We start from the raw sequence: 22515 nt of genomic DNA, 5'->3' as shown, positions 1-22515 counted from the left end.
GCGGGGGCTGGGTCAGCGGGCGATGACCTGCACGAGCAGGATCTTGACGATGGTGCCGAGGGCGAAGAGGGCACCGTAGGCGGAGTCGATGCGTTCGTCGTTGACCCGGGAGTTCGCGAACGCGAGGATCGCCGGCTGACCCACCCATCCGGCGAAGCCGCCGGTGGCCCGTTGCGCCGAGAGGCCGATGAGCCGTGCGGCGAGGAAGACGATCGCTCCCCCGACGAGCATCGAGGCCCCGGCGACGACGACGACCGTCACTCCCGTCGGCGTGAACGCCTGGTCGAGGAACGCCGGACCCGACGCGAGGCCGACGCACGCGAGGAAGATCATGAGGCCGAGCTGCCGGAGGGTCCCGGCGGCGGCCTGGGGCAGGTCCCATCGGAACGGGCCGGTGCGGTGCAGCGTGCCCAGGACCATCCCGACGACGAGAGGCCCGGCGGCGGGGCCGAGGTGGAACTCGATGCCCCCGGGCAGCGGCAGACGGACGGCACCCGCGAGGAGCCCGAGCGCGATGCCCAGCCCCAACGTGAGCGCGTCCACCTGGCTCACGTGCCGTTCGGAGTCGCCGAAGAAGCTCGTCGCCTCCTCGAGGGACTCGCGAGGGACGACGGCGAGCACCCGGTCTCCCGGTTGGAGGACGAGGCCGTCACGGGCGAGCATGTCGAGGTCACCGCGGCGGACCCGGGTGACCACCCCACGCAACCGTCCGTGGACGTCGAGGTCGCCGAGCGGGCGCCCCACGACGTCCGGCGAACTCACGAGGAACCGGCGGAAGTCGACGACGCGGCGATGGTCGGTGAGGGAGGCCTGCGTGTCGACCGTGCCGAGGGCCTGCACGGCCCGGTCGACGTCGTCGGGCGAGCCGATGACGAGGACCCGGTCCCCGACGAGGAACGAGCCGCGCCCCCGCGCGACGCGCACGACCCCACCCCGTTCGAGGTAGCTGAACTTGACGCTCTGGGCGAGAAACCCGGGGACGTCCTCGACGGGGGTGTCGCGGTCGACGTGGGCGGTGACCGCGGTGAGCCCGGCCTCCGCCAGGGAAGGGGTGTCGGACGTCCCCGGCCACCGGCGGCCGACGAGGAGGGCGACGACGATCATCCCGAGCACCACTCCGGTGGGATAGGCGAGGGCGTAGCCGACGAGGGTGTCCCCGTCACCGGCGGTCGCCGTCGTCGCGGCGTCGATGGCCGGCGAGGTGAGGGCACCGGCGTACAGGCCGGCGACGTGCGCGGAGGTGAGTCCGAGCAGGTGCCCGAGCCACGCGGCGACCGCGGCCATCGCGCCCAACCCCACGACCCCGGCGGCCATGAGCGACCACTGCCGACGCAGGTCGGAGAGGAACGTCGACCCCGCGGCGAGGCCGACGGTGTAACAGAAGAGGACGACGCCGAGGCTCTTGACGAGGTCGTTGCCCTCACCGAAACGCGGGTCGACGGCCCCGATGACGAGGCCCATGAACAGGGCACCGGCGGCCCCGAAGCGCAACGGCCCGAACGGCACCTGGCCGAGGAGGGCGCCCGTGGTGAGCACGAGCATGATCGTCAGCAGGTGGTCGGCGGCGAGGAAGTCGAGCATGGCCGTCCTGGGATCGAGGTGCGTGGCGTGCCATTCTCCCGCCTCCAGCACACCGCGAACGCCACGGCCCCGCAGCGGGGTCGCGGCGTTCGGGAGCCGAGGGCGTCAGCGCCGGATCTGGTTCACCGAGTCGGCGAGCTCGTCCATCGTCGTGAGCACCTTGGAGTTCGCGGAGAAACCGCGCTGCGCCATGATGAGGTTCGTCAGCTCGCGGCCGAGGTCGACGTTGCTCGCCTCGACGACGCCGGCGTAGACCTCGCCGCGTCCACCGGTCCCCGCGGCACCGGCCTGGGCGGCTCCGGAGGCGACGGTCGGACGGAACTCCGTGTTGCCGATGCGCTCCAGGCCCGCGTCGTTGGCGAACCGCGCGATCTGCACCTGCCCGAGGACGATCTCGCGGCCTCCGGCACCCTGCGCGACGACGCGTCCACGCTGGTCGATCGCGAAGTTCGACGGGGTCGCCCTGGGGTCGGGGATGCGGATGGGGCGGTCGTCGACCCCGAGGACGGCCTTGCCGTCACCGGCGCGCAGCACGCCTCCGGCGTCGAGGCTGAAGTTGCCGTTGCGGGTGTAGGTGCGCTCGCCGCGGCCCTGGAGCACGAAGTACCCCGACCCGCCGATCGCGACGTCGGTGGCCTTGTTCGTCGTGATGAACGAGCCCTGGTGGAACTCCCCGTAGACGGCGCGGGTCGAGACGCCGAGACCGAGCATCGCGGGGTTGATCGCGCCGTTGGGCTGGGGCATCGGTGTGATCCCGTGGCCTCGGGCCACCTGGGAGAGGGTGTCCTCGAACATCGCCCGGTCGATCTTGTAGCCGTCGGTGTTGACGTTCGCGACGTTGTTCCCGGTGACGTCGATGAAGAGCTGGTGTTGGCGCATTCCCGAGATCGCGGAATCGGCAGCACGGAACATGCAGGGCTCTTTTCTGGGGACGAGACGGGTGGGCGGCCGGCGCGCTCGCGGTGAGCACGCCGGCCGCGGTCGCCGCACGTGGGCGGAGGAGGTCGACGTGGCAGCGTCGACGCAGGGCGAACGGCCCGGCGGCGGAAGCGCCGGGTCAGCGCTTCATGTTGATGAGGTCGTTGAGCACCTCGTCGGAGGCCGTGACGATCTTGCTGTTCGCCTGGAAACCGCGCTGGGCCATGATGAGGTTGGTGAACTCGCCGGCGAGGTCGACGTTCGACAGCTCGAGGGTGTTCTGGATGACCTGGCCCCGGCCGTCGGTGTCGGGCTGCCCGACCTGGGGGTCGCCGGAATTGAGGGTGGGTCGGAACATCGACCCGCCGACGCGGTCCAGGCCCTGGGGGTTGTTGAACCGCGCGACGCCGAGGACGGCGATCTCCTCGCCTTCGGGCGCGTCGTCGCTGAAGCCGGTGATGGTGCCATTGGGGGCGATCTGCCACGACGTATACGTCTCGGAGCTGATGTTGATCTTCTCGCCGTCGACGTTCAGCACGTAGCTGCCGTCGCCGGTGACGAGGTCGCCGGCCTTGTCGAGGCTGAAGGCGCCGTTGCGGGTGTAGAACTTCTGCTCACCGCGCTGGACGACGAAGAACCCGTCACCCTGGATGGCCATGTCGGTCGGCACGTTCGTCACCTGCAGGCCACCCTGCTTGAAGTCACCGGAGATCTGGCCGAGGCGGACCCCGAGACCGACCTGCGTGGGGTTCGAGCCGCCCACGTTGTTCTCACCATCGGGGTTGGCCGCGCCGCGGATGGTCTGGGACAGGCTGTCCTCGAACACGGCGCGGGTGGACTTGTAGCCGTGCGTGTTGACGTTGGCGATGTTGTTGCCGGTGACGTCGAGGTAGATCTGGTGGTTGCGCAGACCGGAGACGGCCGACCACATCGAACGGATCATGAGAAGTCCTCCTTCTCGGGCGGGTGCCCGAGGACTATGACGCAGGGGTACCGGAGCTGCCGGTCTTGGCGGTGGGGGTGCTCCCCGAGGTGCCGTCCGTGGCGGTCGTGGTTCCGGTGGAGGGAGTGGAACCGGTGGTGCCCGTCGTGGGCGCCGGGGCGGTCGTCGGCGTGGCAGGTGAGGTCACCGACGTGACCGATCCGAGCGGCACGTCCTTGCCGTTCACGACAAGAATCGGCCCGGAGGGGGAGAACCTGACCGATTCCACGACTCCGGCGAGCGTCTTGGACGCATCAGCGGAGTCGGCGTACGCGATGGAGGCGCCGATCATCCCGACGGCCGTGGACATTCGCTGCTCGACCCGCTGACCCGCGTAGTAGGCCATGAGTTGGTCGTTGCTGTTCGTGAGGTCCTTGACGGCCTTCGACATCGCCTCCGCGTTGGTCGACAACTCGTTGACGCGTTCGAGCATCGCCATGGAGGCGGTCTGCTGCATCATCGCGGTCGTGTCGGCGGGCTTGCTCGGATCCTGGAACCGCATCTGCGCGACGAGGAGTTTCATGAAGTCGTCGGCGTCGAGCGACATGCCGTACTTGCGGTTGATCGCCTGTGCCTGCGCGGTCATCTCGGGGGTGACGTTCGAGACCCACGTCTTCGTCGTCGGGTCCCACGTCGCCTTCGACTGGGGGATGCGCATCGTGGCGCCGTCGGGCTGCGTGATGGTGACGTAGGTGGTCTGATCAGTCGGCGAGCCGCCGGTCGACCCGGTGGCGCCGGTGGCTCCGGTCGCGATGGTCATGGGTGTCCTCCTCGGGGAGCGCCGGTCAGGCGTCGGTGGGAGCGGCCGTGGCCGTCCCCCGGGTGGCAGGGGCGTAGGTGAGCTGATCGGTCGGGACGCGCGGCTCCAGGGCGACGTCGGGCTCGGCGTCGAGGGTGAAGCCGGAACCGTCACGCACCGCTGCGCGTGCGGCACGTTCCTGGGCCTCGGCGGCGTCGGCCCAGGTCGGCCGACCACGGTCGGACGAGCCGGCGTCGACATCGATCGACGAGGCCTGCAGCCCCATGCCGGCGAGCTGTGCCCGCAGGTCGTCCGCGCCGTTGCGGAGGAGTTCACGGGCCTGGCTGTCGAGGGCGCGCATGACGACGGCGACCTCACCACCCCGCAGCTCCAATGTGACGTCGACCTTGCCGAGGTGTGCCGGGTTGAGGTGCAGCGTGACGTGGTGCGACCCGTCGGTGCCGCGCAGCATCGGGGTGATCCCCCGCATGAGCTGGTCGGCCATCGGCGGCGTGTGCGGCGCCGGGGAGGCCGCCGTCGGGGTGGGTGCGGACGCGGGGGCGGTGAAACCTCGCTCGGCCTGCACGAATCCGGTTCCGTCGGGTCGCGACGAGGCCGTCGGGCTCGGCGCGTTCTGGCCGGAGCCCCCCGAGTCGCGGCGAGTGTCGGCGCCGAGACCGGAGCCCGTCGTCACGGCCTCGGCACGGGGCGCAGGGGGAACGGCGGAGAGCGGCTCGACCCGTCCTCCCGGCTCGTCGTGACGTCGCACCGTGGTCTCGGCGCCGTCGGCCATGGGCCCGGCCTGAGGACGAGGTGCCGGCCGCGGTGTGGGGGTGACGGCCACGGGCACGTCCTCCGGAGTGGTCACGTCGGGCGTCTCGGTCACACCCGCCGTGGGCGGCCGCGCGCCCGTGGGGGCGACCGGGGCCGACGTCGTCGCCGGTGGCGCATCGGTGCTGCGCGCGGTGCCGCCACCGGGCACACCTCTCGTCTCGGCGCCGATCGAGGCGTCCGGTCGTGCGGATCCCGCGTCGGATGCGTCGGCGTCGCCCGGCGGGGTGACCGCCGTACCAGGCCGGCGTCCGGCGGCCTCGGCCTCGGTCCCCGTCACGGCCGTGTCGGAGACCGCGGCGCCCGAGGGCGCACTGCCCGAGACCGCACTGCCCGAGACCGCGGTCGACGAGGGCACGGTCGACGAGGGCACCGTGCCCGAGGTCGCGGATGTGCCGGTCGTCCCGTCGTCGGGGCCGACGGCGGTCCGCCCGGGTGGCGCCGAAGCGGGGACGCCGAACGAGGCGCCGAGGCGATCGCCGGGTGGTGCCTCCGGCGCCGACGCCGTCGCGGCGGCGGGGACGGGCACGGCGGCAGCACCGTCGACACTCCGGGTCGTCGATCCGCTCGCTCGGGTGAGGTCGGTCGCGTCGGAGCCGGAGGCGCTGATCCCGACAGGACCGGAGGACGGGGCCCGTTCGGCGTCCGTGACCCCGGTGGTCACGGATCCGGCGCCGACCGCACCGGGGGCGCCGGGCCGCAGCGGGACCCCGCCGGGGCTGTCGCCGAGTGCGGGCTCGGCCGCCGAGGCAAGCCGTCCGGTCGCCACGCTCGAGACGGCTTGCTGCCCCGAGGCGTCGCCGACCGTGGTGGCGGCGGCCTCGACCGACGTGGCCCGTCCCGCGGCACCGGTGGACGTCGCCACCGGGGTGGCGTCGGATGCGCCTGCAGCGGTCGACACCGCCTCGGCGGTGCCGGTCGCCGAGACGGTGACCCCACCCTCGACCGGGTCGACCTCCGAGCCGGCGGCGGTCGGCGAGGCCACGACGGCCGGGCTCACGCCGACGGCCGCGACGCCCCCCGTGATGTCGAGGGTGCCGACAGCCGCGCCGGCGTCGTCGGTGGTCGCGGTGGGGTCGCTCGACGCGACCTCGTTCGTGCTGGCGGCGATCCTCGTCCCGTCGGTTCCCGTCGCCTCGATGGACCCCGCAGCGGCGTCGAGGACACCCGCCAGGGCCTGGTGCCACGGCCCCCGTTCGGCGAGGCGCGCGAACGCGGCGCCGGCAGAGCGGGTCGAGGTGAGTTCGGTCCCGGAGGTGGGCAGGCCCCCGCTCCCCTCGGTCGCCGTCGGGCCACCGCCCCCGGGGGCGTCTCCCCCCGCGGGCCCGGCGACCCCATCCGCGGCGGCCGAGGGCTCGGGGGCGCGGCGTTCGGCACCGGTGCGACCGGTCCCGACCGGAGTGCCGCCGACCGGAGCGGTCGAGGAACCGCGCAGGGCGTCGGTGAGGGCCTCGTCGAAGCCCTCGGCGGCCGGAGCCGATCGGGAGGGTTCGGTGGTGCCCGTCGTGCGTCCCCGGGTGCGGGTGACGTCCGCGATCTCGGTCATGCCGATACTCCCAGCCCCGCCATGATGCGGCGGACGTAGTTGCGGGTCTCGGCGTAGGGCGGGATCCCGTCGTACCTGCGCACCGCACCGGCGCCCGCGTTGTAGGCGGCGAGCGCGAGTTCGGTGGAGCCGAAGGTGCGCAGGTGAGAGCGGAGAAGGCGGGCGGCGCCGTCGACGGCCTGGGCGGGGTCGAAGGAGTTGCGCACCCCGAGCCCGCGGGCCGTGCCCGGCATGAGCTGCATGAGCCCCTGGGCTCCGGCGTGGCTGACGGCGGTGGCCTTGAAACCGCTCTCCTGCTTGGCGACCGCGGCGAGCAGGGTCGCCGGCACGCCGTACCGGCTCTCGGCGTCGCGGAAGAGTCGCTGCAGGTGGGCGGGCGCCTGCTGGAGTGCGCCGGTGCCGAGCGCGTCCGGCGCGAGCGTGGTGCGCGCACCACCCGCCGCGGCGAGCGTGGCCGCGGCGGACGCGGCCCGTGAGGCGGCGTCGAGCATCGCCGTCGACGACGAGGCCGCCCCCGAGGTGCCGAGACCCGCGAGCGCGGACTGCAGGACGGCGTCGGCGTTCTCGACGTCGGAGCCGACGAGGCTGTCGCGGACGGCGCCCGCGACGACCTCCTGCCACGTCGAGGAGTCGACGTGGCTCGGGCTGATCGCCGCGGTACGGAGGGTGGAGGCGAGCCTGGTCGTGTCGAGTCCGGCCGCGGGCAGCGGCGAGGAGGCGACCGAGGCCGAGCCCGTCGTGGTGCGGGCGCGTTCACCCGCGGCGGGGATCTGGTCGAGGGGCGAGGCCGAGGTCTGCTCGGGCAGGACCCGGCGGATCGCGGTGAGGTCCTTGTGAACCTTGCTGATCTTGACGACGTCGCCGGTCCGCGGCGCGTGGATCATCTTGCCGTCGCCGACGTAGATCCCGATGTGGTGCACCGGCCGACCGAACGCGACGAGATCACCGGGGCGGGCCTCGGCCAGCGAGGCGACCTTCGCGCCCTGGCGGGCCTGGTCGCGAGCGACGCGGGGCAGGGACATGCCGTGCTGCTTCATGACGAGCTGCACGAAGCCGGAGCAGTCGAGGCCGGTGCGGGGGTTGGTGCCGCCCCAGCGGTAGGGCACACCGAGGTAGGTCTTCGCCGTCGCGAGCACGGCATCGGCGTCCTTGAGCCCGAGCGAGCGGCCCGCGGAACCGTCGTTGCGCGCGGTACCGGAGCTCTGCGTGGGCGCCGTCGCGCGCAGGGTGGGTGCCGGGGCGACGAGGGCCGCGGAGTCGCCGCCCGCGCGGTGCTGCGCGACGGCTCCCGCCGCCTTGCCGGTCGAGCCCTGGGCGCGCGCCATCGCGTCGCCGAACCCGCCGGTGGTCGGCGACGCGGCGCTCGTCGGGGCCGCGGCGGGACCCGTGGGAGCGGCGAAGAGCGACTGGATCTGGGCGACCCTCGCCTGGGCAGCGGTGAGGCTGCTCGTGTCGATCGTCATCGACGTCCTTTCCTCTTCCTGGACGCACTCTCTTCGGCCGCCTTCTGGTCGGCGTCGAGCATTTCGGCGAGGCGCTCTTCGCGGGCACGATCGACGAGACGTTCGAGCCCCTGGGTGCGCATCGCCGCAGCTCGCAGGGCATTCCGGGCGGATTCGGTCTGTTCGTGCGCGGATTCGAGAGCCTGACGGGCCTGCGTCACCGACGCGGCGGCGGCCTCGGCACTGACGTGGTGTCGACGGAAGTGGACCAGGTCCGTCTCAGCATCCGGCGGCCGCACGAGCCGCGGGTAGTCGGTGCGGCGCTGCTCGAAGGTGCCGGCGGCCTCACGCTCGGCGAGCGACGCGCCGGCCATCTCCGCCTTCGCGCGGTCCTCCTCGATCCGCCGCACGCGGAGCAACGTGTCGTAGGGCGTCCTGAATGCGGGCATGGCGGCCTCCGTTCAGCCTCGGGACGGGGGACGGATCCGGCGGCGGGCCTCACGCGAGCGGTCCGGCCTCTTCGCGATCCCGTGATCGGGGCGCTTCATCCCGACTCGGTGATGCGGTGGAGTTCGGCCCACGCCTCGGCGGCCGGGGTGAGGTCCTCCATGTCCTGACGCAGGAACGCGTCGATCTCCGGCATCTGGGCGAGGGCTCGGTCGACCTGCGGGTTACTGCCCTTGACGTAGGCGCCGATGTCGATGAGGTCCTTGGCGTCGCGGCGGGCCGCGAGCAGTTGCCGCATGACGGTGGCGTCGGCGCGTTGCTCGCGCGTCGTCACGGCCTTCGTCACACGGGAGATCGACTCGAGCACGTCGACGGCCGGGAAGTGCCCCTGGGTCGCGAGGGCGCGCGAGAGGACGATGTGGCCGTCGAGGATCGAGCGGACGTTGTCGGCGATGGGGTCGTTGAGGTCGTCACCGTCGACGAGCACGGTGTAGAGCGCGGTGATCGACCCCGTCTTCGCCATGCCCGCCCGTTCGAGGAGCCGCGGCATGAGACCGAAGACGCTCGGCGGGTAGCCGCGCGTGGCGGGCGGTTCGCCGGCGGCGAGGCCGACCTCGCGCTGGGCCATCGCGACACGCGTCACGGAGTCCATGCAGAGGATGACGTCCTGCCCCTGGTCGCGGAACCACTCGGCGATCCGCGTCGCGGTGAACGCCGCGCGCAGACGCACGAGCGAGGGTTCGTCGGAGGTCGCGACGACGACGACGGCGCGTTTCATCCCCTCCGGGCCGAGGTCGCCCTCGATGAACTCCCGCACCTCACGGCCGCGTTCCCCGACGAGCGCGAGCACGGAGATCGGGGCCTCGGTGCCGCGCACGATCATCGAGAGCAGCGAGGACTTTCCGACACCGGATCCGGCGAAGATGCCGAGACGTTGTCCGCGGCCGGCGGGGACGAGCGTGTCGAGCGCGCGGACGCCGAGCGGCATGGGTTCGGTGATGCGCTCGCGGTCCATCGCGCGCGGCGGCGTGCCGTCGCTGCTCGTCATGACGACGTCGCGCAACGGCGGCCCGTCATCCATCGGCTGTCCCAGGGCGTTGACGACGCGCCCGAGCAGACCGGGGCCGACGGGGACCTGCAGCGGCGCGCCCGTGGACAGGACGGGGTTGCCGGCACGTACGCCGCGCAGGTCGGACACCGGCAGGCAGGCGGCGTACCCGTCGCCGAGGGCGACGACCTCGGCCATGATCGGGCCGTGGTCGCCGATGATCCGCACCGCCTCGCCGATGCCGAGTTCGAGCCCCGAGACCTCGATCGACAGGCCGACGGCGCTCGTCACCCGTCCGCGGGCGAGCGGTCGGGCGACCTTGGCGGCCTGACCGGCGAGATCGGTGTAGAGACCGGGCAGGGGGGCGCCCGCCGTGAGCGTGCCTCGGGAACCCGGCGTGCCGTGGGTCCCCGGCTCACCATCGACACCGAACGCACCGAACGCACGCGGCGTACCGGGGGCGAGACCGGGTGGCGTGCTCATCCGAGCAGGGCCTGACGGACGCGGTCGAGGGCACCCTGCAGGCACGCCTCGACCTCGAGGTTCGTCGCCATCGCGACGGCGTCACCGGGGGCGACGCTCGGGTCGGCGACGACGTCGGCGATGCTCCACTCGAGGATGTCGCCGGTGATCGCGACGGCGTCCTCGCGATCGGCGGGGTTCAGCCGCAGGGTGACCGTGGCGCGGCGCGGCACCTGCGAGAGGGCTCGCATGACGGCGTCGCGGGCGCGGCATTCCCCCACCTCGAGGTGGTGTCCGACGATCGACTCGGCGATCTGCACCGAGAGTTCGGTGACGACCTCCCGCAGCTGCGTGACCGCGGGGGCCTGGTAGTCGAGCGCGCCCGCGATCGCGACCTCGATGTTCGCGAGCAACTCCCCGAGGCGCTCCTTGCGGGAGGCGCGCTCGCGCGCGTCGCGGTCGAGCAGTTCGGCCCGCTGGGCCGCCATGAGGTCGAGCCCCTCCGCCCGTCCCGCCTCGAACCCGGCGGCGTGGCCGTCCTCGTACCCGCGGGCGCGGGCCTCCTCCTTGGCCTTCTCGACGAGGTCGGCGAGATAGGGGTCGACGAGGCGCGGGTCGGCGACGCCGACGGGGGCGAACTCGGTCTCCCTGAGGTCGGCGGCCATCCGGGCCGGCCGGGACGTGTCGTCCTCGCCCGCCCGGATGACGTAACTCGTCCGGTTCGGCGTGTACCGCAGGCCCTCAGGCAACGAACTCGTCCCCACCGCCGCGGGCGACGACGATCTCGCCCGCCTCCTCGAGCATCCGGATCGCGCGGATGACGACGGCCTGGGCCTCCTCGACCTGCTTGAGGCGCACGGGGCCGAGGATGCTGATCTCGTCGGCGAGCGCGAGCGCGGCCCGCTCGGACATGTTGCGGGTGATCTTCTCCCGCACGTCCTCCCGGACGCCCTTGAGCGCGACGGCGAGGTCCTTCGACTCGACCTTGCGGAGCACGACCTGCACGGCCCGGTCCTCCAGGCCGACGATGTCCTCGAACATGAACATCTGCGCGCGCACCTGCTCGGCGAGTTCGAGGTCTCGCTTCTCCAGGCCCTCGAGGATCATGCGTTCGGTCGTCCGGTCGGACTGGTTGATGATCTCGACGAGCGGCTTGAGGCCGCCGACCTTGGTGGAGTCCGCCGCCTGCACGAGGGTGGAGAGGCGACGTTCGAGGTGGGACTCGACCTGCTTGACGATCTCGGGCGAGGTGCGGTCCATGATCGCGAGGCGGTGGGCGACCTCGGCCTGCATGTCCGAGGTGAGGCCCGACAGGATGATCGCGGCCTGTTCGGACTGCATGTGGGCGAGGACGAGCGCGATCGTCTGGGGGTGCTCGTCCTGCAGGTAACTGAGGATGAGCTTGGCGTCGACGCGGCGGAGGAACTCGAAGGGCAGCTCCACGAGCGAGGCCGTGAGGCGGTCCATCACCTCCTGCGCCTTGTCCTTGCCCATCGTCGCGATGAGGATCTCCTCGGCGAACCCGACACCGCCCTGGACGTAGTACTGGCGGGCCTTGGCGAGGCCCCGGAACTCCTCGAGGACCTCGTCGAGCACCTCGACGTCGACGCCCTCGAGTCGGGCGATCTCGGCGGTGAGCGCCTCGACCTCGTGCTCCGGCAACGACCTGAGGATGGCCGCGGAGGCGTCCTTCCCGAGTTGCACGAGCAGGATCGCGGCTTTGCGCACACCGGTGAGGTGAGGGGCGACGGCGTTGCTCACGTGCTCTCCTTTCCGTCCTCGTCAGGGCTGTGCGGTGCGCGGTGCGCGGTGTGCCGTGCGGTCACTTGCGTTCGGCGATCCAGCCGCGCAGGAGCCGGGCGACCTCGTCGGGGTTCTCCTCGACGAGCGCGGTGATCTCGGCGCGGGCCTGCGTGCGGGCCTCGGACTGCGGGTCGATCGGCGTGGCCTCGATGATCGGCATCTCGTCGTCCTCGAGGGCGTACTCGGCCGGGGGCGGCGGGAGGGCCGGCATCGGCATCGCCCCGGCGGGGCCGAGCGCGTCGGTCTCGTAGGAGGCGAGGTCGCCGATCTCGACGGTCTTCGTCTTCTTGCGGCTCTTGCGGAACCCGATGAGCAGGGCGAGCAGAAGCAACAGGGCGAGACCGATGTTCTTCGCGAGCTCGACGAGCTGGTCCTGACGGGCCTGCTCGGCCGCGGCCTTGGCCTCGGCCTCGGCGGCCGCGGACGCCTGGGTGTCGAACGGCATCCGGCTGACCTTGACGACGTCTCCACGTGTGGTGTCGATGCCTGCCGCGGCGGCGACGAGCTGGTTCATCTCGGTCTGGCTGATCGCCGCCGTCTTGTTCGCGTCGAGGACGACCGCGACGCCCATGCGGGCGAGTCGACCGGGCGCCTGCTCGGTCACGGTCGTGCGGGTGCCGACCGGGTTGATCGTCTTGCGCTTCTCGGTGTTGTACTGCTGGTTGCTCTGGCCGGCGTTGCCCTGCGGCACGGTGATGTTGTCCGGGCCGAGCACACCGCCGGTGGGCGTCTGACCGTTGCCGCGGAGGTTCTCGGTCTCGAGGTCCTCCTGGACGGGGACGGCCCCGGGTTGGGCGGGGATGTACTCGTTCGACTGCACCTTGGTGTTGTCGAAGTTGAGGTCGGCCGAGACGGTCACCGAGGAGTTGCCGACCCCGACGGTCTTGTCGAGCATCGCCTGGATCTTCTGCTGCGCGCTTGCCGAGAGGCCCTGGGCCTGCGCGAGACGCTGGTCGCCGAGGGCGCTCGCGGCACCCCCCGCGCCGGTCGCCGAGAGCAGACGGCCGGAGCTGTCGGTGACCGTGACGTTGTTCGCCGTGAGCTTGGGCACCGCGCTGCTCACGAGGTGGACGATGGCCTCGACCTGGCCCGCGTTGAGCTGCTGCTGGGGCTTGGGCGTGACGAGGACCGAGGCCGTCGTGGGCGTCTGCTGGGCGGTGAACACCTGCTCGTCGGGCAACGCGAGCTGCACCGTCGACTTCTGGACGGCATCGAGGCTGTCGATGGCCTTCTGCAGCTCACCCTCCGCAGCCCGCTTGGCGGCCATCTTCTGCTGGAAGTCGGAGGAGGCGAAGTTCTGCTGATCGAGCAGACCGTAACCCTGGCTGTTCTCGGTGTTCGCGGGCAGGCCCGCGGCGGCGAGGTCGATCCGCGTCTTGGCGACCTGCTCGGCCGGCACCTCGACGGTCGAGCCGCCGTCGGCGAGTTCGTAGGTCGTGCCGAGCTCGTCGAGCTTGGCCGTGACCGCTCCGGCATCGGAGCTGGAGAGACCGGTGAAGGCGGGGGCCATGGTCGGTCTGCTCGCCCACTGGTAGAAGGCGACGCCACCGACGAGGGCCACGACGAGCGCGATCACCGTCACGGCACGCTGGCCGGCGGTGAACGAGCCCCAGGTGGTCCTGATCTTGGTGAAGGCGGACGAGAATCGTTGGTTCACAGCTGCATCCGGATGATGTCGTTGAAGCTCTGGAGGGCCTTGTCACGCACGTTGACGGCGAGCTGGGTGGCCACCTGCGCCTCGTTCGCCGCGATCGTGTACTCGTGGATGTCCTGCAGGTTCCCGGTGGCGGCGGCGACGGCGAGTTTGTCGCTGCGCTCGTGCAGCGCGGAGAGGTCACCGAGCTGTCGCCCGACCATGCCGGTCGCACCCGACTGCTGCCCGCGGCCGAGATCGGAGGGCTCGGAGGCCCAGGTCGTCATGTTCGCGGCCGTGACCTCGGGCTGCGCGAAGGTCGTCGGCGCCGCACCCCCGGTGGCGGTGATCGGCATCGTCGCAGGGCCGGTCGCCCCCACGGCCTGCACCGAGGACGGTCCGTACGCCTCGATGCGCCCCGCGAGCATCTGACCGAACGAGGCGACACCCTGGCGGGGGTCGGAGAGAGCGATGTCGGTGCGCGGCGGGGTGGCCGACACACCGGAGGCCGGATTGAGGCCGAACCCGGGCGTGACGCCGAACCCGAACGACGGCGTGAGGGGGGCGATGCTCATTTGCCGATTCCGATCGCTGCTTCGTAGGTCGCCTTCGTGCGTTCCACCGCGGCGAGGTTGGCCTGATAGGCGCGTTGGGCCTGCATGAGCTGGGCCATCTGGTCGGAGAGGTTGATGTCGGGCACCCGCACCTGTCCCCGCGCGTCGGCGAGGGGATGGTCGGGCATGTCGACGACGCGGCCCTCGGGGTTGCCCCACACGTTGCCCGCGACGTAGGCGCCGGCGGGCTTGCCGTAGTCGGCGGCGCGGGCGACGACGTACCGCGCCTGGAAGGCGGCCTCGTCCGTGCGGGACACGTCGTTCATGTTGGCGATGTTGTCGCTCACCGCGTCGAGCCACTTGCGGTTGACGGTGAGGCCCGAGTGGGAGACGTTCATCGCGGCGAACATGGCGCTCATGAGGACCCTCTCGATCAGGCGCCCGAACCGCTGATGGCGGTGCGGAGCGAACGGAACTTGCCGGTGAGGGCCTGGGCGATGAGTTGCTGGGTGAGCAGGGTCTCCTGGCCGGCGACGGCCTCCTCGTCGAGGTTGACGTTGCTGCCGTTGGTGCGCGTGGGCTCGAGCGAGCGGGCGGTCGCGATGTCGATGCGGCCGGGGTCTCGTCCCTCGGCGTACGCCTCGGCGAGGACGCTCTCGAAGTCGACCTTGCCGGCGAGGAACCCGGGGGTGTCGATGTTCGCGAGGTTGTCCGCGATCGTGCGCTGACGCATCGACAGACCGGTCATGGCCTCGTTGAGCGTGCGCGTCGTGATGTCGCCGATGAAGAAACTCATGCGTGTCGGCTCCCCTTCGAATGGCAGGTGTCGGGGTCGTGGCAGGAACCCCGCCGGCATCCCTCCGTGGCGACCGCAGCCATCCGTGGCCTCACCCCTCATCGGCGTCCCCTGGGCGGTCCTGAGCGCTAACGACCCACGGACAACGCTGTGACCTGCATGGATGCAACGAGATCGTGGGTTCGGACACAGGCCTGCCGCGTCCGACGAATCCCCCACGACCTCAACGGATCCCCGCCCGGGTCGTGTCGTGACCCTGGACGGGCGCGGCCCGGCGCTGTGGCCGACTCCCCGCCGTCTCGACCGGCCCTGCACGCGCGCGACCCCGCCCCGCGGGTGGCGGGACGGGGTCGCGTGGGAGCGGGAGCGTCAGCTCTTCCCGTGGGGGTCCTGGACGGCGGAGGGGGCCGCAGCCGTGGCGCCGTGCTCGGGCCAGACACCCTCGACGATGCCCCGCGGACGGACGGGCAGCTCGTCGAGCACGTATCGCGCGTCCTCGGGACGCTGCTCGTGCCGCTCGAGATCTCGCAGGGCCTGCACGGCGTACTTGCCGAGGAAGAGCAGCGCGACGAGGTTGATGAGGGCCATGAGCGACATCGCGAGGTCGGCGAGATCCCACACGGTGCCCAGCTTCGCGAGCGCGCCGATGAGCACCGAGACGACGACGAGCAGCCGGATGCCGATCCGGCCGAGGCGGCCGCCGCCGAGGAAGTCCATGTTGACCTCGGCGTAGGTGGAGTTGCCGAGTACGGAGCTGAAGGCGAACACGAAGATGAGCACCGACATCACGGGCACCACCCAGGTGCCGAGCTCGGAGGCGAGGGCGGTCTGGGTGAGGGAGGCGCCGGCCTGATCGCGCGTCGTCTGGCCGGGGACGTACACCGACGGGCCGGCGAGGAGGATCATCACGGCGGTGGCCGTGCAGACGATGATCGTGTCGACGAAGACGCCGGTGGCCTGCACGATCCCCTGGTGGGCGGGGTGGCTGACCGTCGCCGTCGCGGCGGCGTTCGGTGCCGAACCCATACCGGCCTCGTTGCTGAACATGCCCCGCTTGACGCCGTTCATGAGCGCCGCGGCCATGCCGCCCGCGGTGCCCGCGAGCGCTTGGTCGAGCCCGAACGCGCCACGGAGGATGTCGGCGATCGCGCCCGGTACCTCGGGGGCCCGGACGACGATGACGGCCAGGGCGAGCAGGAAGTACGCGAGCGCCATGAGCGGGGCGATCAACTCGGTGACGCGCGCGACCGAACGGATGCCACCGAGCACGATGACGGCGGTGAGCGCGGCGAGACCGAGGGCGGTCACCGTCGGCGACACCCGGTGCCCGGAGGAGAGGACGTCGGCGATCGTGTTCGCCTGGACCATGTTGAAGGCCATTCCGAACGCGAAGATGAGGCACACGGCGAACACCATGCCTGCCGGGCGGGAGCCGAGGCCGCGTTGGATGTAGTAGGCGGGCCCGCCGCGGAACGTGTTGTCGTCGTTCGGCTGCTTGTAGATCTGCGCGAGGGTGGCCTCGGCGAACGCCGTGGCCATGCCGAGCAGCGCCATGACCCACATCCAGAAGATCGCTCCCGGCCCACCGAGCGCGAGGGCGATGGCGACGCCGGCGATGTTGCCCGTGCCCACGCGGCTCGCGAGGCTGATGCAGAAGGCCTGGAAGGAGCTGATGCCGCCCTCCTGCCCCGACCGGGATCTGCCGATCACCCGCACCATCGTGCGAGCGGAACGGAACTGCATGCCGCGGGTGCGCAGCGTGAAGAGCAGGCCGCAGACGGCGAGGAGGGGGACGAGGCCCCACTCGGTGAGGTACTCGTTCGCCCCCGTCACGAGGTGGTCGAAAGCTTCCATCGGGTCTTCTTCCGGGAGGGGTGGACCGGGACGTGACCCGGAGTGGTGCGCCCAGAGTAGGGGCACGCCTGACCGGGAAGGGTCATCCGTTGCGCGAACCCCCGCCACCGGCGTCCACCCGCCCCACGGCCCATGCCCCGGCGCCCCTCACCGTCCCGGCCCGAGACCGACGACCCGTCCCCGTCAGCGGGGTCGGTAGACGGCGGCACGGCCGATGTTCTGCCGCTCCCACCCGTCGTCGACGTTCATCGTCGTCTCGGCACCGCCGAGGAAGAGGTAGCCGTCCGGACGCATGGCCTTCTTGACCTGTTGCAGGATCGAGCGCTTGGTGTCGACGTCGAAGTAGATGAGCACGTTGCGCAGGAACACGATGTCCATCTGCCCCATCGGCGGCAAGGGCTCGGCGAGGTTGAGGAACCTCGTCTCGATCATCTTCCGCAGCCGCGGATCCACCTGGTAGTTCATGCCGTGACGGGCGAAGTACCGCACGAGCAGCGGCGCGGGCAGGCCGCGGTTGATCTCGAACTGGGTGTAGACGCCCTCTCGCGTGCGGGCGAGCATCTTGTTGTCGATGTCGGTCGCGAGGAGCCGGATGCGCCAGCTCGGGTCGGCCCCGATGAGTTCCTGGATGAGCATCGCGATCGTGTACGGCTCCTGGCCGGAGCTGCACGCGGCACACCAGATGTTGAGGGCACGCTCCCGGCCGCGCTGCACGAGCAGGCCGGGCAGGATCTCGTTGGACAGGGCCATGAACGGGTGGCCGTCGCGGAAGAACGAGGTCTCGTTCGTCGTCATCGCCTCGACGACCTGGTCGCGGACGGGCCCGGTCGGGTTCGCCCGGAGGGCCCGCACGAGGTCGCTCATCGACGCATCGCCCCGTTCACGGGCGAGCGCCACGAGACGCGACTCGATCAGGTATTCCTTGCTGCGATCGAGGACGATCGCCGACCGCGCCCGCACGACCTGACTGATGAAGTCGACGTCAGATCCGGAAAGGCTCATGCTCCCCTGCTCCTCGAGATGGTGCCACGGCCGGATGAGGCGCGGGACGCGATGGCCTCCGCAAGCTGCGGCAGAGGGATGATGTCGCACGGCAACCCGGCGGCGACGGCTGCACCGGGCATTCCCCAGACGACCGACGTCGCCTCGTCCTGGACGAGGAGCGCGCCGCCCGCCCTCAGGATGGGTTCGGCACCGCGGTGCCCGTCCTGACCCATTCCGGTCATGATCACGGCGAGCACGTTGCCGCCGTACACCTCGGCGGCCGACCGGAACATGGGGTCCACGGCGGGGCGGCAGTAGTTCTCCTGCGGCCCCTGGTCGGTGACGGCGGTGACGGTGTCCCCGGAGCGCTTGAACCGCATGTGGTAGTCGCCGGGGGCGATGAGGACCTTGCCGAGCGCGACGGGTTCGCCGTTGCGTGCCTCGACGACGTGCAGGGCCGACTTCGTGTCCAGCCGCTGGGCGAACAGCTGCGTGAACACGGGCGGCATGTGCTGGGTGACGACGATCGGCACCGGCAGGCTCCCGGGCAGATGCGAGATCACCGTGGTCAAGGCGTCGGGCCCACCGGTCGAGACGCCGATGGCGACGACGTCGACCTTGCCGGTGCGCCCGGCCGTCGTGATCGGACCACCCGCGGAGGGTGCGCCGGGCGCGCCGGGGGCGGCCGGACCCCGCGGGGGCTCCCCACCGAAGGCGGGACGGGCCCGCTTCGGCGGCATGGGCGCCCTCCCGGTGAGGGACTTGATCTTGGGGATGAGCTGGCTGCGCACCGCCTCCATCGACTCACTCACCGAACCGACGTTCGCCGGCTTGGTGACGTAGTCGCTCGCGCCTCGCTCGAGCGCGTCCAGCGTCGCACCCGCACCGCGCTCGGTGAGCGTGGAGAACATGATGACCGGCAGCTTCTTGTCACGCCGGCGCAGCTCGACGAGGGCCTCCAGCCCGTCCATCACGGGCATCTCGACATCGAGCGTCATGATGTCGGGCTTGAGCATCGCGAGTTTGTCGAGCGCGTTCTTGCCGTTGACCGCCGTCCCCACGACCTCGATCTCGGCGTCGGCCTTGAGCACGTCGGTGATGAGGCGGCGGATGACGATGGAGTCGTCGCAGATGAGCACGCGGATTCTGGGCCCGGCCATCACAGGAGTCCCAGCATCGCGAGCTTGTCCTCGATGACCTCCGGGGTGAACGGCTTGATGACGTATTCGTGAGCACCGGCGGCGAGGGCACGGACGATGTTGGCCTGTTCGGCCTCGGTCGTCACCATCATCAACGTGATGTCGCGCCAGGCCCGGTTCTTGCGCACCTCGACGATGAACTCGAGCCCGTTCATCACGGGCATGTTCCAGTCGATCAGGCAGACCTCCGGCAGGGGACCCCGCTCGACGGCCTCCAATGCCAGCCTGCCGTCGGCGACCGCTTCCACCTCGAACCCGAGATTCTCCATCGTCCGGGTCAGGATCGTGCGCATCGCGCGCGAATCGTCGATCACCAGTGCACGCATCGTCGTCCTCGCTGCTCAGGTCTCATGACCCGGTCGGGGTCTCCTCGCCACCGTTCGGCGGCCCGGTGGCGGGCTCCGCGTCTCCGACGGGTGCCACACCCACTCATCGGCGAGGTCGCTACGTTCTCAAGCGGTCCCGCGCAACCGGCCGAACCGTGGCCCTCGCCGGGCGCCCACCGATCGGATGACGTCATCGATGAGGTCATCGATTCGGGGGTCATGACCCTGGATTCGATGACGTCATCGACGACGTCATCGCGGCGGGGGGTCAGTAGCGGAAGCGCTCGAGGATCTCCCGCAGCTCCGTCGCCCTGGCCCCGAGGTCGGAGGCGGCCGCCGCGGTCCCACGCGAGGCGTCCATGTTGGCGCTCGCGATGCGGCTCACCTGGGCGACGCGGTCGGAGATCGACGTGGCCCCGTTCGCGGCCTCGTGCACGGTGCGGCCCATCTCGTCGGTCGTCGCGCTCTGCTGCTCGACGGCGCTGGAGATCGCGTACTGGGTGTCGTTGATCTGGGCGATGATCGCGGAGATCTCGGCGATGGCCGTCACGGCCTCCTCGGTGTCGGCCTGGATCGCCTCGATCCGGCGGCCGATGTCCTCGGTGGCCTTGCTCGTCTCCTGCGCGAGGTCCTTGACCTCGTTCGCCACGACCGCGAAGCCCTTGCCGGCCTCACCGGCCCGAGCGGCCTCGATCGTCGCATTGAGCGCCAACAGGTTGGTCTGCTCGGCGATCGAGGTGATCGCCTTGACGACCTCACCGATCTCCGCCGAGCTCGCCCCCAGCTTCGCGATCGTCCCGTTCGTGCGGTCGGCCACGGCGACGGCCCCCGCGGCGACTCCGGCCGCATCCCCGGCGGACTTCGCGATCTCGCGGATGCTCGCGGTCATCTCCTCGGTGCCCGCGGCGACGGTCTGCACGTGATGCGTCACCTCGCCCGAGGACCCGGAGACGGCCTCGAGGTCGAGACTGGCGGCGCTCGCCCCGCGGTCGAGTTCCCCCGCGTGTTCGGCGAGGCGCCGGCTGGCCTGCGTGACCTCGGTGGTCGCGCCGTCCATCGCGACGAGGACCGCACGCACGGACTCCCGGGTGGCGTCGGCGGCCTGGGCGAGATCGCCGATCTCGTCGCCCGGCTCGACACCGGTCGGGCGGGTGAGGTCCCCGGCGGCCATGCCGGTGAGGGTCTGCTCGACGCGGCGCATCCGCCCGGCGACCGACCGGGCGACGAGCCACGCGAGGGCCACGACCGCCCCGGCGGTGAGGACGAGGGTGACGATCGAGACGAGGCGCCGACGGTCCGCGGCCGCCTCGGCGTCGGCCTGGGCCTGTTCGGCGGCGGCCGTCGCCGACTCGGCGAGCCGTTCGGCGACGGTACCGCTCTCGGCGAGCCGGGCCCACGATCGGTCGATGTGCCGGGCGCCGCCCCTGCGGTCCTTCGTGAGATAGACCCGAGCGCCCTCGTTCTCGGCCTCCACGTACTCCCGGTCGAGCTCCTTGAGACGCACGATGTCGTCGATCTGCCGCGGGCCGATCCCGGAGGTGGGCAGTCCGCCGAGCAGGGACGCCTTCTCGTCGTGCACCTGGGTGGCCGCGGCGCGGGCCGGGGAGTCGGGGGCGGCGGCGTCCCAGTCGCCCTTGTTGACCTGGAGGACGTACACGGTCGTCGCACCCTTGAGGCGGGTGTCGAGGGCCGCGATGCGGGACGCGTCCTGCGCGAGGGAGGTCTGCCTCTCGTGCTCCCCCGTGGCGTCGGTGGAGGCGAGGTCTCCCGTCCAGGTCGCGACGGCGAACAGCAGGAGCCCGAGGACACCGATGACGCCGATCGAGAGGATCTTGGTGGCGAGCGGCACCCGGGAGAACGGCGAACGGGTGGGCGAGCTGGACGACACGAGGGACTCCTGGAGGGACGCGCAGGAAGTGGCCTGACGTCTGCTCATCGGCGAATCCGCGCGCGAAACAAGGGAATCGGTCGCAGGCGCGGGGCCTGTCGGGGGGCGTGCCAGAATCGTGGCGCCGCCCCGACCGGGGTCGGCCTCGTCTGCGAGCCGGCCCCGGGGCCGGACTAGGAGTCACCGTGAAGATCGCCGTGGGCGCCGACCATGCCGGGTTGACCCTCAAGAACGCCATCGTGGACCACCTGCGCGGCCTCGGTCACGAGGTCCTCGATGTGGGCACGAACTCCCCCGAGCGCACCGACTACCCGATCTACGGCTCGCGCGCCGCGCATGTCGTCACCTCGGGCGAGGCCCGCTTCGGCGTCCTCGTCTGCGGCTCCGGCATCGGCATCTCGATCGCGGCCAACAAGGTGCCCGGCGCACGGTGCGTCGTCTGCATCGAGCCCTACTCGGCGGCGATGTCGCGACGCCACAACGACGCGAACATGATCGCCCTCGGCGAACGCTTCGTCGGCGTCGACATGGCGCTGGCCTGCGTCGACGCATTCCTCGAGGCGTCCTTCGAGGGCGGTCGCCACGTCGACCGCGTCGCGCTCTTCGACCGGATCGAGGCCGGCGAAGAGCTCTGAACACCGGCCCCGGCCGGGCCGCGCCCCCTCACCCTCACCCTCACGGACGCGAGGACGCCCCCGACGTCGTCGACTCGGGGGCGGGCACGCGTGATCGGATGACGTCACCGAGGACGCCATCCGATCAGAGGCGGTGGCGGAGGGGACTCCCCCGCAGGTCAGGCGGCGACGTCGACGTCCACGCCCTTCGTGGTGTCGAGGACGAGCATGAGCTCGTGGTCGAGCTTGCAGACCTGGGTGACGAGGTCGCGCACACGCGGGGGCACGGTGTCCGGCGGCGCCTCGAACCGGTCGAGGTCCGGCTCGAGCACGTCCCCGATCTCGTCGACGAGCAGGCTCGTCGCGGAGTCCGCCGTCCGCACGACGACGTTCGTCACCTCCTGCCCCTCCTCGCGAGCCGGCAACCCCATCCGCTCGCGCAGGTCGATCGTGATGACGATCTGGCCGCGGAGGTTGATGAGGCCGGAGACCTCCCGCGAGGAGAGTGGCACCTTGGTGAGGGCCTGTTCGCGGAGCACCTCCTGGACCGTCTCGACGGGGACACCGAAGAGGTGGCCGCCGAGGCGGAACGTGCAGTACTGCGTCGACATGGAGTGTCCCTTCGCTGTGCCCGCGGTGGGCGAGGATCAGTAGTGGAAGCGTCCGACGAGGGTCTGGAGCTCCGCGGCGCGCTGGGCGAGTTCGTTCGCGGCCTCCGTGGTGTTGGCGACGGAGCGGGCTGCGCTCTCGCTGGAGTCGGCGACCTGCGACAGGCCCCGCGCGATGCCGGAGGCGCCGGTGGCGGCGTCGGCAACGTTGCGGCCCATCTCGTTGGTCGTCGCGGTCTGCTCCTCGACGGCCGAGGCGA

The 22515-nt window shown here is 71.5% G+C and carries 21 protein-coding genes and 1 pseudogene; 1 reads left to right on the top strand and 21 read right to left on the bottom strand.

The features are described from left to right. Nucleotides 1–12: 12 nt before the first annotated feature. The 19 genes from RT054_RS01845 to RT054_RS01755 all read right to left on the bottom strand — a co-directional run bounded on the left by RT054_RS01845 (nucleotide 13) and on the right by RT054_RS01755 (nucleotide 21081). The gene (locus RT054_RS01845; protein ID WP_313021864.1) at nucleotides 13–1581 is read right to left on the bottom strand and encodes a TrkA C-terminal domain-containing protein; all 1569 of its coding nucleotides are present in this window, start codon (nucleotides 1579–1581) and stop codon (nucleotides 13–15) included. Nucleotides 1582–1686: 105 nt separating this feature from the next. Then, the gene (locus tag RT054_RS01840) at nucleotides 1687–2493 is read right to left on the bottom strand and encodes a flagellar hook-basal body protein (protein WP_313021862.1); all 807 of its coding nucleotides are present in this window, start codon (nucleotides 2491–2493) and stop codon (nucleotides 1687–1689) included. 145 nt (nucleotides 2494–2638) lie between these two features. Beyond that, complete coding sequence (locus RT054_RS01835) at nucleotides 2639–3442, bottom strand: flagellar hook-basal body complex protein (protein WP_313021861.1); 804 nt, start codon at nucleotides 3440–3442, stop codon at nucleotides 2639–2641. A 34-nt stretch (nucleotides 3443–3476) separates the two neighbouring features. Then, nucleotides 3477–4241, bottom strand: coding sequence for a flagellar hook capping FlgD N-terminal domain-containing protein (locus RT054_RS01830; RefSeq protein WP_312720152.1), 765 nt, complete (start codon nucleotides 4239–4241; stop codon nucleotides 3477–3479). A gap of 25 nt (nucleotides 4242–4266) precedes the next feature. Beyond that, a complete protein-coding gene (locus RT054_RS01825; RefSeq protein WP_313021858.1) occupies nucleotides 4267–6597 on the bottom strand; it encodes a flagellar hook-length control protein FliK in 2331 nt (776 codons plus the stop codon). Beyond that, nucleotides 6594–8060 (bottom strand): transglycosylase SLT domain-containing protein, encoded by a 1467-nt coding sequence (locus RT054_RS01820; protein WP_313021857.1) that lies wholly within the window; start codon nucleotides 8058–8060, stop codon nucleotides 6594–6596. The genes RT054_RS01825 and RT054_RS01820 overlap by 4 nt, the downstream gene beginning before the upstream one ends. Then, entirely contained in the window at nucleotides 8057–8449 is a 393-nt protein-coding gene (locus RT054_RS01815) for a flagellar FliJ family protein (RefSeq protein WP_313021855.1), read from the bottom strand. Before RT054_RS01815 ends, RT054_RS01820 begins: the two co-directional genes overlap by 4 nt. Nucleotides 8450–8583: 134 nt before the next feature. Next, nucleotides 8584–10017: a FliI/YscN family ATPase gene (locus RT054_RS01810; RefSeq protein ID WP_313021854.1), complete on the bottom strand. Its 1434-nt coding sequence runs from the start codon at nucleotides 10015–10017 to the stop codon at nucleotides 8584–8586. Further along, on the bottom strand, nucleotides 10014–10745 hold the full coding sequence (locus RT054_RS01805; protein ID WP_313021853.1) for a FliH/SctL family protein: 732 nt from the start codon (nucleotides 10743–10745) through the stop codon (nucleotides 10014–10016). The genes RT054_RS01810 and RT054_RS01805 overlap by 4 nt, the downstream gene beginning before the upstream one ends. Further along, the gene (gene fliG / locus RT054_RS01800) at nucleotides 10738–11757 is read right to left on the bottom strand and encodes a flagellar motor switch protein FliG (RefSeq protein ID WP_313021852.1); all 1020 of its coding nucleotides are present in this window, start codon (nucleotides 11755–11757) and stop codon (nucleotides 10738–10740) included. Before fliG ends, RT054_RS01805 begins: the two co-directional genes overlap by 8 nt. A 61-nt stretch (nucleotides 11758–11818) precedes the next feature. Then, nucleotides 11819–13456 (bottom strand): flagellar basal-body MS-ring/collar protein FliF, encoded by a 1638-nt coding sequence (gene fliF / locus RT054_RS01795; RefSeq protein WP_313021851.1) that lies wholly within the window; start codon nucleotides 13454–13456, stop codon nucleotides 11819–11821. Then, complete coding sequence (locus RT054_RS01790; protein ID WP_313021850.1) at nucleotides 13453–14007, bottom strand: flagellar hook-basal body complex protein FliE; 555 nt, start codon at nucleotides 14005–14007, stop codon at nucleotides 13453–13455. Before RT054_RS01790 ends, fliF begins: the two co-directional genes overlap by 4 nt. Beyond that, on the bottom strand, nucleotides 14004–14396 hold the full coding sequence (locus RT054_RS01785) for a flagellar basal body rod C-terminal domain-containing protein (protein ID WP_312720177.1): 393 nt from the start codon (nucleotides 14394–14396) through the stop codon (nucleotides 14004–14006). The genes RT054_RS01790 and RT054_RS01785 overlap by 4 nt, the downstream gene beginning before the upstream one ends. 23 nt (nucleotides 14397–14419) lie before the next feature. Continuing rightward, nucleotides 14420–14782, bottom strand: coding sequence for a flagellar basal body protein (locus tag RT054_RS01780; RefSeq protein WP_313021849.1), 363 nt, complete (start codon nucleotides 14780–14782; stop codon nucleotides 14420–14422). Between the two features lie 369 nt (nucleotides 14783–15151). Beyond that, a complete protein-coding gene (locus RT054_RS01775; RefSeq protein ID WP_313021846.1) occupies nucleotides 15152–16636 on the bottom strand; it encodes an alanine/glycine:cation symporter family protein in 1485 nt (494 codons plus the stop codon). Between the two features lie 183 nt (nucleotides 16637–16819). Further along, nucleotides 16820–17638: a protein-glutamate O-methyltransferase CheR gene (locus tag RT054_RS01770; RefSeq protein WP_313021844.1), complete on the bottom strand. Its 819-nt coding sequence runs from the start codon at nucleotides 17636–17638 to the stop codon at nucleotides 16820–16822. Beyond that, on the bottom strand, nucleotides 17635–18780 hold the full coding sequence (locus RT054_RS01765; RefSeq protein ID WP_313021843.1) for a chemotaxis response regulator protein-glutamate methylesterase: 1146 nt from the start codon (nucleotides 18778–18780) through the stop codon (nucleotides 17635–17637). The genes RT054_RS01770 and RT054_RS01765 overlap by 4 nt, the downstream gene beginning before the upstream one ends. Beyond that, complete coding sequence (locus tag RT054_RS01760; protein ID WP_312718635.1) at nucleotides 18780–19145, bottom strand: response regulator; 366 nt, start codon at nucleotides 19143–19145, stop codon at nucleotides 18780–18782. The genes RT054_RS01765 and RT054_RS01760 overlap by 1 nt, the downstream gene beginning before the upstream one ends. 268 nt (nucleotides 19146–19413) lie before the next feature. Further along, nucleotides 19414–21081 carry a methyl-accepting chemotaxis protein gene (locus RT054_RS01755; protein WP_312718636.1) on the bottom strand — a complete coding sequence of 556 codons (1668 nt, stop codon included), beginning with the start codon at nucleotides 21079–21081 and terminating at the stop codon, nucleotides 19414–19416. 137 nt (nucleotides 21082–21218) lie between these two features. On the opposite strand from RT054_RS01755, the gene rpiB reads away from it, so the two are divergent. Beyond that, nucleotides 21219–21668 (top strand): ribose 5-phosphate isomerase B, encoded by a 450-nt coding sequence (gene rpiB / locus RT054_RS01750; protein ID WP_312718637.1) that lies wholly within the window; start codon nucleotides 21219–21221, stop codon nucleotides 21666–21668. Nucleotides 21669–21826: 158 nt separating this feature from the next. Here rpiB and RT054_RS01745 read toward each other — a convergent pair whose 3' ends face one another. Further along, on the bottom strand, nucleotides 21827–22258 hold the full coding sequence (locus RT054_RS01745) for a chemotaxis protein CheW (RefSeq protein ID WP_313021840.1): 432 nt from the start codon (nucleotides 22256–22258) through the stop codon (nucleotides 21827–21829). A gap of 36 nt (nucleotides 22259–22294) precedes the next feature. Further along, nucleotides 22295–22515, bottom strand: a pseudogene (locus RT054_RS01740) (methyl-accepting chemotaxis protein); the annotation flags it as partial.

It is taken from the genome of Mobilicoccus sp., assembly GCF_032060985.1.
Classification (GTDB): Bacteria; Actinomycetota; Actinomycetes; order Actinomycetales; family Dermatophilaceae; genus Mobilicoccus.
This window is presented reverse-complemented; position numbering and strand designations above follow the sequence as displayed.

Coding starts and splice junctions, on each gene's coding strand:
- RT054_RS01780 (WP_313021849.1), bottom strand. CDS start 14,782: ATGAGTTTCTTCATCGGCGACATCACGACGCGCACGCTCAACGAGGCC.
- RT054_RS01775 (WP_313021846.1), bottom strand. CDS start 16,636: ATGGAAGCTTTCGACCACCTCGTGACGGGGGCGAACGAGTACCTCACC.
- RT054_RS01840 (WP_313021862.1), bottom strand. CDS start 2,493: ATGTTCCGTGCTGCCGATTCCGCGATCTCGGGAATGCGCCAACACCAG.
- RT054_RS01820 (WP_313021857.1), bottom strand. CDS start 8,060: ATGACGATCGACACGAGCAGCCTCACCGCTGCCCAGGCGAGGGTCGCC.
- RT054_RS01790 (WP_313021850.1), bottom strand. CDS start 14,007: ATGAGCATCGCCCCCCTCACGCCGTCGTTCGGGTTCGGCGTCACGCCC.
- RT054_RS01835 (WP_313021861.1), bottom strand. CDS start 3,442: ATGATCCGTTCGATGTGGTCGGCCGTCTCCGGTCTGCGCAACCACCAG.
- RT054_RS01845 (WP_313021864.1), bottom strand. CDS start 1,581: ATGCTCGACTTCCTCGCCGCCGACCACCTGCTGACGATCATGCTCGTG.
- RT054_RS01765 (WP_313021843.1), bottom strand. CDS start 18,780: ATGGCCGGGCCCAGAATCCGCGTGCTCATCTGCGACGACTCCATCGTC.
- RT054_RS01825 (WP_313021858.1), bottom strand. CDS start 6,597: ATGACCGAGATCGCGGACGTCACCCGCACCCGGGGACGCACGACGGGC.
- RT054_RS01830 (WP_312720152.1), bottom strand. CDS start 4,241: ATGACCATCGCGACCGGAGCCACCGGCGCCACCGGGTCGACCGGCGGC.
- RT054_RS01770 (WP_313021844.1), bottom strand. CDS start 17,638: ATGAGCCTTTCCGGATCTGACGTCGACTTCATCAGTCAGGTCGTGCGG.
- RT054_RS01755 (WP_312718636.1), bottom strand. CDS start 21,081: ATGAGCAGACGTCAGGCCACTTCCTGCGCGTCCCTCCAGGAGTCCCTC.
- RT054_RS01810 (WP_313021854.1), bottom strand. CDS start 10,017: ATGAGCACGCCACCCGGTCTCGCCCCCGGTACGCCGCGTGCGTTCGGT.
- RT054_RS01785 (WP_312720177.1), bottom strand. CDS start 14,396: ATGTTCGCCGCGATGAACGTCTCCCACTCGGGCCTCACCGTCAACCGC.
- RT054_RS01745 (WP_313021840.1), bottom strand. CDS start 22,258: ATGTCGACGCAGTACTGCACGTTCCGCCTCGGCGGCCACCTCTTCGGT.
- RT054_RS01760 (WP_312718635.1), bottom strand. CDS start 19,145: ATGCGTGCACTGGTGATCGACGATTCGCGCGCGATGCGCACGATCCTG.